This window comes from Nocardia asteroides (genome assembly GCF_021183625.1).
In the GTDB taxonomy this organism is placed as follows: domain Bacteria; phylum Actinomycetota; class Actinomycetes; order Mycobacteriales; family Mycobacteriaceae; genus Nocardia; species Nocardia asteroides_A.
Window position 1 is genome coordinate 763,978 of the sequence record NZ_CP089214.1, and the last position, 13,667, is coordinate 777,644.

The following is a 13,667-nucleotide window of genomic DNA, read 5'->3' on the forward strand; positions in this document are numbered from 1 at the left end:
GGCGGATACTCGAGGCAGCGTCGAGCAGGAAGGACGGGCGCGATGAATCCGTTGTCGTCGCTCGCCGCGCTGCCCGGCATCGTCACCGCGCGGCAGTACCGCAGGGAGTGGCTGCGCGACGACATCACCGCGGGGCTGGTGTTGACCGCCCTGCTCATCCCCGCGGGCATGGGGTACGCCGAGGCCGCCGGGCTGCCCGCCTACACCGGGCTCTACGCCACCATCGTGCCGCTGCTCGCCTACGCGCTCTGCGGGCCCTCGCGGATCCTCGTCCTCGGGCCGGACTCGTCGCTGGCGCCGCTCATCGCCGCCGCCGTGCTCCCGCTCGCCGTCGCCGACGACCCGGCGACCGCGATCGCGCTGGCGGGCGTGCTCGGGGTGCTGGTCGGGCTGATCCTGGTGCTCGGCGGGTTCCTCCGGCTCGGCTTCGTCACCGAGCTGCTCTCCAAACCGATCCGGCTCGGCTACCTGAACGCCATCGCGCTCATCGTGCTGGTGGGGCAGGTACCGAAGCTGCTCGGCTTCGGCGTCGACGCCGACGGCCTGCTGGACGAGATCGCCGAGATCGGGCGCGCGCTCGGCGCCGGCGCGGTGCAGCCGCTCGCGGCGGCGGTCGGGCTCGGCTCGCTGGCGGTGATCGTCGGCTTCCGCCTGCTCCTGCCCGTGGTGCCGGGGGTGCTGGTCGCCGTCGTCGGCGCGATCGTGCTGTCCGCGGCGGCGGGGCTGACCAGCGACATCGGCATGGTGGGGGCGCTGCCGAGCGGTTTTCCGCTGCCGACCTTCGGCGGCGTCGACTGGGGCGAGGTCGGGCGGCTGGCCGGGCCCGCGGCGGGGATCGCGCTGATCGCGTTCGCCGATACCGGCGTGCTGTCGAGGACCTTCGCCGCGCGGCACGGCACCGAGGTGAACGGCAACACCGAGATGAAGGCGATCGGCGTCGCGAACATCGCGGGCGGGCTCTTCGGCGGCTTCCCGATCTCGGCGAGCGGGTCGCGCACGCCCGTCGCCGAGCAGAGCGGTGCGCACACCCAGCTCGCCGGGGTGGTCGGTGCGGCCGCGGTGCTGCTGTTCGTGCTGGTCGCGCCCGGTGTCACCGCCTACCTGCCGGACGCGACGCTGGCCGCGGTGGTCATCGTGGCGGCCTCCGCGCTGATCGATGTCGGCGGGCTGGTCCGGATGTGGCGGATGAGCCGGGTCGAATTCGCGCTGGCGGGCGCGGCGCTGCTCGGGGTCGCGCTGGCCGGGGTGCTGCAGGGCATTCTGGTCGCGATCGGGCTGTCGTTCCTGGCGGTGGTGGTCCGCGCCTGGCAGCCCTACCGCACCGAGCTGGTGCGCACCCCGGCCCGGCCCGGCTTCCACGACATCGAACGCCACCCCGACGGCCACCGCATTCCCGGGCTGGTGCTGGTGCGGTTCGACGCGCCGCTGTTCTTCGCCAACGGCGAGATCTTCGACTCCTACGTGCGCTCGGTGGCGGCGCGCGCGCCGACCCCGGCCGAGTGGGTGGTCGTGGCCGCCGAGCCGATCACCGGGCTGGACACCACCGCCGTCGACGAGCTCGTCGACCTGGACCGCTTCCTGGAGAGCAGGGGGATCCGGCTGGCCTTCGCCGAGATGAAGGGGCCGATCAAGGACCGGCTCATCCGGTTCGGGGTCGGGGACCGGTTCGGTCCCGGCCACTTCTATCCGACCGTCGAAGCGGCGGTCGAGGCGTTCGACCGGCGGGCGGAGCCGTGAGCGCGCGCCCGTCGTTCGCGCGCGCCGCGCTGCTGTGCGCGCTGGTCGTCGCGGTGCTCCCGATCGCGGTGGCGGGGTTGCGGGGCGCCGTGCTGCTGCTCGCGGTCGGGGCGGGTGGCGTCGTGGTGACCGTGGCGGCGCTGTACTGGGCGCTCACCCGGCGCGGGGTGTTGCGCGCGGCGGCTGCCGGTGTGGCGGTGGCGGCGCCGATCGTCGTTGTGGTCATGTACGTGCGGGCGCACCTGCTGTGGGTGGTGCTGCTCGCCGCCGGGTTCGCGGTGCTGGCGCTGCTCGCCGCCAGGGCGGCGCTGCGCCCGCCGCACTCCCCCGTGCTCGAGCATCTCGCACCGGAGGTCGAGCACCCCTTCCTGATCATGAATCCGCGCTCCGGCGGCGGCAAGGTGGTGGCGTTCGACCTGCCGCGCCGGGCCGCCGAACTCGGCGCCGAGGTGGCGCTGCTGGACGGCCCCGAGCCGATCGACGTCGTCGCGCTCGCGCGGGAGGCCGTCGCGCGCGGCGCGGACCTGCTCGGGGTGGCCGGGGGCGACGGCACCCAGGCGCTGGTCGCCGGGGTGGCGGCCGAGCACGGGCTGCCGTTCCTCGTCATCAGCGCGGGCACCCGCAACCACTTCGCCATGGACCTGGGGCTGGACCGCGCCGACCCGGTCGCCGGGCTGACCGCGCTCACCGACGGGATCGAACTGCACGTCGACCTCGCCCGGATCAACGGTCGCCCCTTCGTCAACAACGCCTCCTTCGGCGTCTACGCCCAGATCGTCGAGGACCCGGCCTACCGCGACGACAAGGCGCGCACCGTGCTGGCGCGGCTCCCCGACCTGCTGACCGGCCCCGACTCGACGCTGCTCATCGCGCACGCGGACGAGACGAGGATCGTCGCCCCGCAGGCGATCCTGGTGAGCAACAACCCCTACGGCTCCAGCGATCTGGCCGGGCTGAGCCACCGCGAGCGGCTCGACCGCGGCGTGCTCGGCGTCGCCGCGGTCGCGGTGGCGAGCACCGGCGCCGCCATCGGGCTGCTGCGCCGCACCCGCACCGACGGGCTGACCCGCCTGGACGCCACAACCGTCACCGTCGACGCCGCCACCCCGCGGATTCCGGTCGGCGTCGACGGGGAATCGCTGCTGCTCGACACCCCCGTGCGCTGCACCATCGAGCCGGGAGCGCTGCGCGTGCGCGTTCCCGCGACGCGGCCGGGCGTGCGCGCCGCCGCACCCACGGTCGACTGGGTGCGGCTGCTACAGCTGGCCGGTCCGGCGGGCTAGCGTTCCGCCCGGGTGGCGTCGAACGCCTCCGCGCAGCGGATCAGCAGCGCCTGGAACAGCTCTCGCTCGTCGTCGGTGAACTCCGCGCCGACGGCGCGCTCCACCCGCACCGCGCGGGCGTCGGCCTCCCGCATGACCTCTTCGCCGCGGGGGGTCAGCCGGGTCTCCAGCACATTGCGGTGCCATTCGTGCGGATTGCGTTCGATGAGCCCGCGCTCGCGCAGGTTGGTCAGGATCGTGGTCATGGTGGGCGGGGTGACGCCGCAGAGCCGGGCCAGCGCGGCGGCGGAGATACCGGGGTTCTCGGTGAGGGAGAGCAGCGCCGAGTACTGCGGCACGGTGACGCCGACCGGCTTGAGCGCGGCGTTCTTGGCGACGGTCAGGGCCTGCTCGGCGCGCTTGATGTAGGACCCGAGGCGCTCCGAAGCGGGCATGGACGTCATGCACGCATGGTATCCGGCCCCCTTCTTGTTCGACCCTTGACGAGTATTAGAGCTCTAATCTACATTAGCTCTCATTGTTCGATGTGACTTCACATAGCGAGGCAGGTTCCGTGCTCTCCACCCTTTTTCGCCGTTCCGCCGTCGCCGCGTGCGCGCTGGCCGCGGTCGCCTGCGGCTCCACCGCCGCACCGGATCCGGTCGAGACCGCCTACGTGCTCCCCGGCGAGCGCGTCTACCCCGAGGGGATCGCCGCCGATCCCCGCACCGGCGACACCTACGTCGGCTCCTACGCCACCGGCGCGATCTACCGGGCCGCGCCGGACGCCGCCGAGGCCGAGGTGTTCCTGCCCGCGGGCGCCGACGGCCGGGCCACCGCCAACGGCCTGAAGGTCGACTCCGCCGGGCGGCTCTGGGTCACCGACTCCACCGCGGGCGTCACCGTCTACGACATCGCGAGCCGCAGGCTGCTCGCCCGCTTCGACGTGCCCGGCCCGCAGCCGCGCTTCGTCAACGATCTCGCCATCACCCCGGACGGCACCGCCTACCTGACCGACTCGGTGCGCGGCGTCGTCTACCGCGTCACCCCGGATCAGCTCGCGGCCGGCGGGGCCGAGCTCACGGTGCGCTTCGACCTCACCGGAAAGCTGGCGCCGCGCGCGCCGGACGCGTTCAACATCAACGGCATCGTCGCCGACCCGGCCGGGAACTACCTGCTCGTCGTGGACATGATCCCGGGCGAGCTGTACCGGATCGGGCTCGGCGACGGCGATATCCGCAGGGTCGAGCTGCACGGCGGCGACGTCACCAACGGCGACGGGCTGGAGCTGCGGGACGACACGCTCTGGGTGGTGCAGAACATGACGAACACGATCAGCCGCTGGTCGGTCGCCGATGACGGGGCGACCGCGACCAAGTCGGGGGAGATCACCGATGCGGCCCTGCGGATTCCGACCACGATGGCGCGGGTCGGCGATCGGACGCTGGTGGTGGCGTCACAGTTCGACCGGGGCGGGCCGATGGGGCCCGGCGAGCCGTCCCGCTTCGAGATCGTCTCCGTGCACGGGATCTGAGCGTCACCCGGCCGGGCGGGTTCGCCCACGGTGCCGGTGTGTCAGCGATTGTCCGCTCCGCACCGGCACAGCGTCGGACGACCGCCGAGCAGCGTGATGCCGGGCAGGAAATCGATGCCGCGCCCGACTATGCGCATCGGCTCACCGGCGCGAAACATCGGAATCTCGCTGAAACTGACCGCGACCTGCTCGGTGACGGTCCGGCAGTTGCGGCAATAGCGCTGAACCTCCTCCCGCTTGAGATTGAATATGTAGTTGACGATGTCGTCGGGCCACTTTCCCAGCAATGGTCTTCCTCTTTCTAGAGAGCGAATTCGGGACGGGTGAAGAGCTGCTTGAATTTCTCACTGAAGAAGATGACGTAGACGAGGACGCCGAGCACCGAGCCCAGCGACAGCTGCACGACGGTGAGGCGCAGCGACGACTCGTAGAAGAAGGCGTACAGCGCGATCGAGTTCAGGCCGACGATGACCATGGTCACGACCCCGAGCAGGGCGGCGCGGCGAATCCGGGACAGCAGCCTGAGTACGAAGAAGGCCACCAGTGCGGTGACCCCGGCCACCAGGAATCCCACCGCGTTCGATTTCGTCACCAGCTGTGCCGAGGCCGACGGGCGCGCCTCGACATAGATCATGAAGAACACGAATCCGGCGACGACGCCCGCCCAGGCGGGGAGCCGCCGCCCCGCTCCGGCGCGGGCAGCTATCCCGAACGCCAGCACGATCATCGCGGCCATCCCCACCGGAATAACACATTGGTGCAGGATCCAATTGACCAGTTCACGCACTTCGGCTCCGCCTTTCCGCGGTAGTCGAGTCGGTGTGATACGTGAAGGTGTATCCACCGAGAATGATGGGCTTGCCCGCCGCGCATCGGCGGGTGATCGGCTTCGCCCCGGGCAGAGCGGTGTACGAAATCATCAGTTCCGCGCCACCGCGGACCGCGGCGACCGAGCCGACGCCCTCGATGCCGTCGTCGTCCAGCGCCATTCGATGGCCGGCGAGCGGAATGCGGGCCGACGGGACCGGCTCACGGCCCGAACTCACCTCCAGTTCGCCGCTCAGCACCGGGCGACGGCGGCGGACGACGAGCACGGCAGCCGCCGCGGCGCCGATCGCGAGCACACCGGCACCGGCCAGCCCGGCCCCTGCGGCAGCACCGTCGAGCGGCGCCGTTCCGGTCCCGCCCGGAGCCACCGGCACCGCCGTGAGCTGCCTCTTCATCGTGGCGACGCGGGCACGGGCGGCGGCGAAGGCATCCTCCAGTTCGGCGGCGTTCACTGGCCGCACCACGGTCCCGGAGGGGAAGATCCGGGTGGCCTGCGCGGCGTCGAAATCACCCGCACCGACCAGCACGGTGTAGAACGCGGTGTTCGCGTCGCCCGCCTCCCCGGCCCGGCGGGCCAGCTCCGCCCAGGCGGGCCCGGACAGGTCCGCGTACTCCGATTCCGGCGGCGGGTCGTGCATGCCGTCGGTGACCAGCACGACCGTCCGGATCGGGGCGCCATCCGGGCGCCGCAGCTCGTCGAGTCCGGCGGCGATCGGCGGCCCGAGGTCGGTGGAGGCAGCGACATTCGCCGTGCCGGGCAGCTGCGCGACGAGCCGGTCGCCGCCGAGTCCCGCGCCGGAATACCGCGAGTGCACCGTGCTGTCGAAGGTGTACAGACTCACCCGGTCCGCGGGATCCAAACCGTCCAGCAACCGGGGAAGCGCAGTGAGCAGCGCCGGGTAGCGGCCGGGCTGGTCCATCGAACCGGAGACGTCGGCGAGCACCACGTAGTCCGCGGCGGGCGCGCCCCGCGGCGGCTCCGCGCCCGGAGCGGCGGCGAAGCGGACCAGTCCGGCGGCGGCGCCGATGGCCAGCGCGATCGTCGCGGTGCCGCGATACCTCATGTTCGTGCCTCCGAGTTCTCCGCGCCGCCCCGGAGCAGCAGGTGGTACCAGTTCCGCTGCCGGGTCGCGTGTTCGCGGAACTCATCGCCCGCGCGCACTCCGCACGCGTCGGTGCACAGAGCCGCCATCAGCTCGAGCGCGACACCGCGGGCCGCGGCCCCGCGGTCCGGGCTCCGGTACAGCTCGCTCAGCAGCTCCTCGGTGTCCGCCGCAGCGGACTCCGCCACCAGGGGCCGCAGCTCGGCGGCGACCTCGGCTCCGGTTCCGGCATTCCGCAGCGCGGCGTCGACGGCCGCGAGCAGCATCGGCAGCGGTGCTCGGTCGCGGACCACACGGTGCAGCCCGTCCAGCGCTCGGTACCAGGCGAACTCGGGAAAACGGATGGCCTCGTCCCACCACGATGGCGGGAGCGCCTCCGCCAGCTGCCTGGCCGCGGCCGGGGCCAGCTCGGAAGCGACGGCGCGAAGCAGTTCCAGGTAGTACGGGCGCACCGCGGCGGACGCACCGGCGCCGAGGAACGCGACCTCGTCGGTGCCGTCCATCAGCCGCTGCGCGAGGACAGGGGCGATCCCCCGGTGTGCCTCCGGGCCCAGGTACTCCAGTTCCCGGCCGAAGGATTCGCCATACCCGGCCGCGGTGAATGTCGCGGCTGCCGCCGAGGGCTCGCCGAGCACAAGCCGCCAGACGTCGACGATCGCGCGGCGCGCCGGATCGAATCGCTCGGGATCGACGGTGAACAGTGCACGCAGCATCGTCGCCGTATGGGTGCCGTGCGGTACCGTCCGCGACCGGGAGCGGACGGCCGGCGCGACGGTGTCGACGAGCCGATCCGGCTCACCTCTGCCTACCAGCAGTTCGACGAATATCGCGCCGATGTCGGTGCCCATCGAGAAGAGTGTCTCGACATCCAGCGCGGTGATCTGCGCGCTGCGGCCTGCGCCGCCGAGCACAGCCGGTCCGAGCCAGCGCGGGCCGGACCGGGTATCGGCATGCTCGGCGAGCTCGACCAACCGCTGATTCGCCGTCGTCCGTTCGCCTTTCGAGGTCGGGACGAACGGCGCGAACGATCCGGTCTGCGGACTCATGGCCAGGGTGTGCAGGGCCTGGAGCAGCACGAGGGGCTGCCCGAGCAGCAGCGTGCCGTGCCCCTCGCCAAGCTTCGGCGCCGTCGCCAGGTAGCGGACGGCGAGGTGCACCAGCGTCGGGAAGGCCGGATCGTCCGAGCGCAGCGGCGGTGGGTGCAGGGCGGCGGCGAGAAGGTCGGTCACTGCCTGCGGCACCCGCGGCCGGGCGAGTACCGCGGTTTCCAGCCAGATTCGAGCCTGGGTGGCGCCCGGCTCGGTCCGGCAGCGGGCTCCGAGCAGGGCACCGAACCGGTCGTCCCACAGGGCGCTCATGGCTTCGGCCGCCGTCGCGGCGACTGCGGCGTCGGCGTCGCAGGCCCGGTCGGCGAGGTACCGTGCCGCCGCCTCCCGGTATCGGGCCGCAGCCGACTCCGGACCGCGGGCGGCGATCTCGGTCAGCGACTCCCGAACACGCGGAACGGTCGCCGTGCCCGCCCGGATCTCGTCGTTCACGACGCGGGGCAACCGCATCCGAGCGGGGACCGCGGTGGTGATGTCGCCGATCACGACCAGCGGCTCGCTGCTGCGGGCCAGGCGCCGCGCGAGGTCGGCGATCGGGTGCTGTTCGGCGAGCAGGCTTCGCACTTCGGCCAGGTAGCGGCCCACGACCGGAAGCGGGGGGTGCACGCGGCGCTCCGGCCAGTGGACCTCGGACTGCCCCGCTCGAGCGGCGGCCGCGAAGGAGAGCTGCGCGAAATGCGTATGTCGATAGTCCGCCCAGGTGGCGGCGACGAGGCAGTTGCGGGCGCGGGCGGGCAGCAGCGCCGCGACGGCGTCGATCACCCGCACTCGAAGATCGAGCCCGAGCTCGGTCGCTCCGGACAGCACGATCACCACCTGCTCACCGGCAGCGATCCGGCCAGCCACCTCGGCGACGAAATCCGTGCCGAGCTGATCGATATCGGCAAGTACCTCCGCCGGGTCCGACGCCGGGTCGGGAATCGCGACCCGATACTCCCGCGCGCCGATCGGCCCGTCGTTCACGCCGGGCCATTCGAGCCGACACACACTGCGGAAGAGTCCGCTATACGTCGGCAGCTCACCTCGGTCGGCGACGTCGCGCCAGGGCAGCCAGACGGCGCGGGTGGGCACGATCGGCGCGTCGGTGCCGTCGGCCTCGTCCGACCAGTTCCGGCTCACCACCCCGGCGACCGGTTCGGCCAGGTGCCCACCTCCGGCGAAGAGCAGCCACGGCAGTTCGTCGGCACGGCCCACATTGTGGCCGCGCGGGGAGCCGATGGCCGCGCCCATGGCGAGCAGGTGCGCGCCCGCCGTCGCGGCCCTTCCTCGAGTGCCGCGGGGCTGATACCCCTGCTGCCGTCCGGGAACCTTGCTGTCGATGGCCCAGTGCGCGACCACCTCACCGCGGCGCCGGGCGGAGCGGGCCCGCAATACCTGGTCCCCGATCACAACCCGCCCGATTCCTCGGCGATGCGCTGGTGCAGGGAGACGATCGGCTCCAGCACATTGACCGGCTTGCCCTTCGCCGTGTACCGCTTCCCCTCGACGGTGCTCGGACTGTTGCGGTCGAATCGGCCGTTCACCACGCGGAAGCCGGCTGCGGTCGTGGCGAAGTACCTGGTGCGGGACGGCAGAAAATCCTGTGCCAGCTGGATGCAGAGCCGCTCCGAGCGGTCGTCCTCGCACAGCTGCCGCAGCAGGTCTGCCGCGAGCTCGGCGGGCACCTCGGGAACCGTGCCGGACTCGACGTCGTAGATCATTCTGGCGTCCATGGCCGCTTCGAACACCCTGGCATCGTCGAGCTTGGTGACACACACCGACAGGTGGTGCGGCAACTGACCGTTGCCGCACAGCCCCTTCCGTTGCTCGACGCGCTCCCTGAGTTCGCCGACGATGTCCAGGTAGTAGTCGAACGCGTTGGAATCGGCCTCCTTGGTGCCGATCGGATCGAAGAGCAGCACGATGCCGCGCGCCGCGACGAGCCGGTTCAGCATCTGCTCGCGCAACTCGGTGTGAATCGTGTTCCGGCCGAACAGCTCACCGGGCAGGTCGTGCACGTCGACCGTGAACACGGCGTCGGGTTCGGCATCGTCGTCGTCCCCGAAGGCCGACATCAAGCGCGAAAGCCAGGTGCCCTCGGCTTCGCGGTGCCGCCTGCCGCGAAACGTCCAGGACAGTGGAACATCGCCGGTGGAGGCGGCGGGGAGATCGCCGTCCAGCCGGTCGCGCATCGCCGTCGTCAGAAAGTCGCGCGAAGGTTTGTCGCGGCCGATGATCTTCCAGCGATAGCCGAACACCGGCTCGTCGGCCGCGAACTCGAGCGCGCGCAGGAAGGTCGACTTGCCCGAACGCGGGGCGCCCCAGAACTCGATCGCGGTGCCGGTCGAGTGTCCGGGGTTGTCGCTGCCGCGCCCCGGGCCGGGCCGCCCGGCGAACGGCGGCCCCCCGAGTCGTCCGCCGCGAACGATCGCTCCCCGGAATTCGACCCGATGAGCGGCGGCGCCTGCCCCGCGGCAGCGGATTCCCGCACGGTGGCGGATGGCCCCGGACCGGCGGACGACCCGGGCTCGACGTGCGGCGACGTACGCGCGCCGAAGCGTCGTGCCCCGTCGGGCCGTAGGCCGGACGGGGGCTCGATGGTCTGTCCGGCCGGCGTCGCCGGACCCGGCGGCCACTCGGCGGCCCGTGCCTGCTCGCTCTCGACGGCTTCCACCACCTGTGCGTCGATCACCTCGTCGACACCGGTGATGTCCGCCCGGTAGTACGGAGATTCTTCACTTCCCATTGAAATTGCCACCGCATTCTTCCAGAACAATCGTTCTCGAGGCCGACAGCGACCCGGCGCTACAGCGGCCGACCGAATTACCCTCGCACCAATTTGTTTCGCTCCCCGTCGAGCGTATTCAGCTATCGAACAGCCACATTCAACCATCGCGCATCGGCCGAGTGGAAACCGCCGCAATTTCCGGCACGGCCGCCCGGCTCGACAGTCAATTCCGACCGAATTGCAAGGAGTCTCGGCAAGAAATTGCCGAACCACGGGGCACGGACGGGTCCCGGTGGCTGTTGCGCCTTCCCCAGCTCAGTAGATAATCCGCATTGAGCCCGCACCACCGATAGACGGCGCCGACGGTGAGCGGCAATTCCGGATCGCATTCGCCCAGTTCCCGGATGATCGGACCGAGATAGCTGGTGGTCACCTTGTTCGCCGTGTTCACGGCGGTCCTGGCCGCGCGCGCCAGTGTCGCCGCATCGGTAGCGAGCCCGGCGGCGACGGCGACCGCCATCCGGCCCGCGGTCTGCCCGTGCCGCCCTCGGAAGTGTTCACACAGCGGAGCCGACAGCGGAGGCGAGAGCTTGGGCGCCGCTACTCCGTTCGCGAGTCCGATGACCGCGCGCAGCAGCGCTCCGTCGCCGCCGGGACCATCGACCGCGCCGACGACCCCCGGATGCAACGACGCCTCCTCGCGGTAGTGGCGGCCCGCTCCCGTGGTGCGCAACAGCACGCGCGCGCCCCGGTCGGCTCGGGTCACCGTGTCGAGCACATCGAATCCATCGAATTGAGCTTTCGCTGCGGAATTCGCACAGCACGAGTGCTCCCCCCAATGCAGATCGGCAACGACGAGGTCGAAGCGAACACCGCGCTCGGCCGCGGCGGCGAGGCTCTCCCTCCCCTTCGCGACCACCAGCTCCGACACCTCCGGCGCTCGCGCCAAGACCGGCTCGTCCACCTGATCTCGCGGGGAAGCGAGCAGTATTCTCATTCCCGTTCGTCCTGTCTCCGACACATCGGACCCGCAGGGATTCGACGAACCCGTCTGCTACCGATCAATTTTCGATCGATGGACCCACGTTGCGCACGCGTTGCGCGTTGGCAATTGCCGCGCAACCGCGCCGTCGGTGCCGTATTCTCGGAGCCGTGACACCGAGGGAGCGGTTCGGCACCGAGCTGCGACACTGGCGCACGAGACGTGGCCTCTCCCAGGAGAAGCTGGGCAGGCTCGTCCATCGTGACAAATCAGTCATCAGCCGCATCGAATCCGGGCAACGTCCGGTCGACGCCGAGTTCGTCGCCGCGTGCGAACAGGAACTCGATGCGGGGGGCGCACTGCTCGAAGTGGCGTCGACCGTAGAGGAATCCGGCCCGGTCGGTCCGATACCGCTCCGAGAACTGGGGCTGCCGCCGCTGTCCGCACTGGTCGGCCGCGACGACCTGGCCGCCGAGATCCGACGGATGCTCCTCACCGCGCCGGATACGCCCGGTACCGGGCGGGTCTGCGTGCTGCACGGCATGGCGGGGGTGGGTAAGACCGCGCTGGCGCTGTCGGTCGCGCACACGGTGCGCGACCGATACCCGGACGGCTGCGTCTACCGCGATCTCGGTGCAGACACCGCCGGGTTGCGCCCGACGAGCCCCGGCGATCTGCTGGAGTGGCTGTTGCGGCACCTGCAGGTCGATCCCGGCTCGATCCCGGCCGAGCTGGACGAACGCGCCGCGTTGTTCCACGGCCGCACCCGGGACCGGCGAATCCTCCTCGTCCTGGACAACGTCAGCGCACTCGACCAGGTGCGCGCGGCGATTCCATCGGCGAGCGGATGTGCGGTGCTGATCATCACCAGGCAGCGCTTCCCGTCTCTGGAGGCGGCCGCGCACATCGAGCTGCCGCTGCTCTCCGAGCAGGCGGCGCACCAGCTGCTCGACCGGCTGGTGCCCGCGGAGGGACACCCGGAGGACCGAGCCGATGTGGTGGCGGAGATTCTCCGCAGTTGCGGCGGACTCCCGCTCGCCGTCCGGGTCGCGGCCGGAATGTACCGGCGCAAGAAGCATCTCGGATTGGCCGGGGTGCTGCACCAGCTCAACGCCGGGCGGCTCGTCGACGGCGAGCGCGACGTGCTCGGGCTGCTGCGCGCCTCGCTGCCCGAGCGGGGCACGCCGGAGCGAAGGCTTTTCGTGCTCACCGCGCTCTTCCCCGGCCAGCACCTCACCCCGCGCACCGGCGCCGCGCTGCACGGCGGCACCGAGCGCGAGACGGGGGAGCTGCTGGATCTCCTCTGGGACCGCCACCTGCTCATGCCGGGGCCCGGCCTGAGCTACCGGATGCACGATCTGCTCCGGCAGCTGGCCACCGACGAACTCGGCGAGCTACCGCAACTCGACCGGGACGCCGCACTGCGCCGGCTGATCGCCCGCTACCTGGCCGACGCCGACAGCGCCGATCGGGTGATCGCCCCTCGCCGGAACCGCTTCCCGCTGCCCGCTGACAGTCCGCGCGGCACCCGATTCCACCACCGCCGGGCGGCGCTGGACTGGCTGCACACCGCTGAGCCCGTTCTGCTCGCGCTGGCCGAGGCCGCGCTCCAGCGCGGGTTCGACGAATACTGCTGGCACCTGGCCCACGTACTGCGCGGCTACTTCTTCCTCGCCTGCAGAATCGACTCGTGGACGGCGCTGCACGCGGTCGCGCTCACCGCCGCACGCCGCGACGGCGACGAATGGTGGGAAGCGACCACCCGCGGCAATCTCGGGCTCGCGTACGCGATGGGCAGGCGCATCGACGACGCCGAGGAGCAGTACCGGACGGCGCTGCGGATCTTCACCGACCACGGCGACCAGGTGTCGGCGGCGCACAACCTGGGCCACCTCGCCTGGATCGCGCACCTGCGCGGTGACTACTCGTCCGCCGTCGAGCAGGCGAGCGCCGCGCTCACGGTCTATCAGCGCGCTCAACTCCCCCGCAATGCCGCCATCATGATGCGCGAGATCGGTACCTCGCTCACTGCGGCGGGGCGCTTCGGCGAAGCCGAGCAACGCCTGGAAGCGGCCATCGTCGCGTTCCGCGCGCTCGACCTGGAGCAGGACCTGGCCATGGCGCTGCACGAGCTGGCGACGCTGGAGCTGACGGCAGGCGAACCGGCCGCGGCCGCGACGCTGTTCGCCGAGGCGAAGGAACTCGCCGCGGACTGCGGCGCACGCGGTGCGCAGGCGCGGGCACTGCGCGGACTGGGCGATGCCGAGGCTCGCACGGGCCGATACCCGGAGGCGGCCGAGCATCTACGCGCCGCGCTGACGCTGATCGAGGAGCTCGCGTTGCCCGGCGCTCAGGAGATCCGACATCGGCTGAAGGCCATGCCCCCGGCGACACCGGTACGGAGCTGA

At 71.5% G+C, this 13,667-nt stretch carries 11 protein-coding genes; 4 read left to right on the forward strand and 7 right to left on the reverse strand.

Annotated features, from left to right (window positions below; translation table 11 throughout):
- The first annotated feature begins 42 nt into the window (after window positions 1-42).
- Window positions 43-1,737, forward strand: coding sequence for a SulP family inorganic anion transporter (locus tag LTT61_RS03805; protein ID WP_233018533.1), 1,695 nt, complete (start codon window positions 43-45; stop codon window positions 1,735-1,737).
- The gene (locus tag LTT61_RS03810; protein ID WP_233018534.1) at window positions 1,734-3,020 is read left to right on the forward strand and encodes a diacylglycerol/lipid kinase family protein; all 1,287 of its coding nucleotides are present in this window, start codon (window positions 1,734-1,736) and stop codon (window positions 3,018-3,020) included. Before LTT61_RS03805 ends, LTT61_RS03810 begins: the two co-directional genes overlap by 4 nt.
- Here the strand turns inward: LTT61_RS03810 and LTT61_RS03815 are convergent.
- Window positions 3,017-3,463, reverse strand: a complete 447-nt coding sequence (locus tag LTT61_RS03815; protein WP_233018535.1) for a MarR family winged helix-turn-helix transcriptional regulator — start codon at window positions 3,461-3,463, stop codon at window positions 3,017-3,019. The genes LTT61_RS03810 and LTT61_RS03815 overlap by 4 nt on opposite strands.
- Window positions 3,464-3,573: 110 nt before the next feature.
- Here LTT61_RS03815 and LTT61_RS03820 point away from each other — a divergent pair, with 110 nt between their 5' ends.
- Window positions 3,574-4,533: an SMP-30/gluconolactonase/LRE family protein gene (locus LTT61_RS03820; RefSeq protein WP_233018536.1), complete on the forward strand. Its 960-nt coding sequence runs from the start codon at window positions 3,574-3,576 to the stop codon at window positions 4,531-4,533.
- A 41-nt stretch (window positions 4,534-4,574) separates the two neighbouring features.
- Here the strand turns inward: LTT61_RS03820 and LTT61_RS03825 are convergent, their stop codons facing one another.
- The 6 genes from LTT61_RS03825 to LTT61_RS03850 all read right to left on the reverse strand — a co-directional run bounded on the left by LTT61_RS03825 (window position 4,575) and on the right by LTT61_RS03850 (window position 11,274).
- Window positions 4,575-4,820, reverse strand: a complete 246-nt coding sequence (locus LTT61_RS03825; RefSeq protein ID WP_233018537.1) for a hypothetical protein — start codon at window positions 4,818-4,820, stop codon at window positions 4,575-4,577.
- Window positions 4,821-4,834: 14 nt separating this feature from the next.
- Window positions 4,835-5,269 carry a hypothetical protein gene (locus LTT61_RS03830; protein ID WP_233018538.1) on the reverse strand — a complete coding sequence of 145 codons (435 nt, stop codon included), beginning with the start codon at window positions 5,267-5,269 and terminating at the stop codon, window positions 4,835-4,837.
- A 43-nt stretch (window positions 5,270-5,312) separates the two neighbouring features.
- The gene (locus tag LTT61_RS03835) at window positions 5,313-6,425 is read right to left on the reverse strand and encodes a vWA domain-containing protein (protein ID WP_233018539.1); all 1,113 of its coding nucleotides are present in this window, start codon (window positions 6,423-6,425) and stop codon (window positions 5,313-5,315) included.
- A complete protein-coding gene (locus LTT61_RS03840) occupies window positions 6,422-8,959 on the reverse strand; it encodes a hypothetical protein (RefSeq protein WP_233018540.1) in 2,538 nt (845 codons plus the stop codon). Before LTT61_RS03840 ends, LTT61_RS03835 begins: the two co-directional genes overlap by 4 nt.
- Window positions 8,956-10,185 carry a hypothetical protein gene (locus tag LTT61_RS03845; protein WP_233018541.1) on the reverse strand — a complete coding sequence of 410 codons (1,230 nt, stop codon included), beginning with the start codon at window positions 10,183-10,185 and terminating at the stop codon, window positions 8,956-8,958. The genes LTT61_RS03840 and LTT61_RS03845 overlap by 4 nt, the downstream gene beginning before the upstream one ends.
- 315 nt (window positions 10,186-10,500) lie before the next feature.
- A complete protein-coding gene (locus LTT61_RS03850) occupies window positions 10,501-11,274 on the reverse strand; it encodes a response regulator (protein WP_233018542.1) in 774 nt (257 codons plus the stop codon).
- A gap of 155 nt (window positions 11,275-11,429) precedes the next feature.
- On the opposite strand from LTT61_RS03850, the gene LTT61_RS03855 reads away from it, so the two are divergent.
- Window positions 11,430-13,667 carry a tetratricopeptide repeat protein gene (locus tag LTT61_RS03855; RefSeq protein ID WP_233018543.1) on the forward strand — a complete coding sequence of 746 codons (2,238 nt, stop codon included), beginning with the start codon at window positions 11,430-11,432 and terminating at the stop codon, window positions 13,665-13,667.

Bases quoted from the DNA above. Each gene is read 5' to 3' on its own strand.
- LTT61_RS03805 (WP_233018533.1), top strand. From the start codon at position 43: ATGAATCCGTTGTCGTCGCTCGCCGCGCTGCCCGGCATCGTCACCGCG.
- LTT61_RS03850 (WP_233018542.1), bottom strand. From the start codon at position 11,274: ATGAGAATACTGCTCGCTTCCCCGCGAGATCAGGTGGACGAGCCGGTC.
- LTT61_RS03835 (WP_233018539.1), bottom strand. From the start codon at position 6,425: ATGAGGTATCGCGGCACCGCGACGATCGCGCTGGCCATCGGCGCCGCC.
- LTT61_RS03815 (WP_233018535.1), bottom strand. From the start codon at position 3,463: ATGACGTCCATGCCCGCTTCGGAGCGCCTCGGGTCCTACATCAAGCGC.
- LTT61_RS03830 (WP_233018538.1), bottom strand. From the start codon at position 5,269: ATGGCCGCGATGATCGTGCTGGCGTTCGGGATAGCTGCCCGCGCCGGA.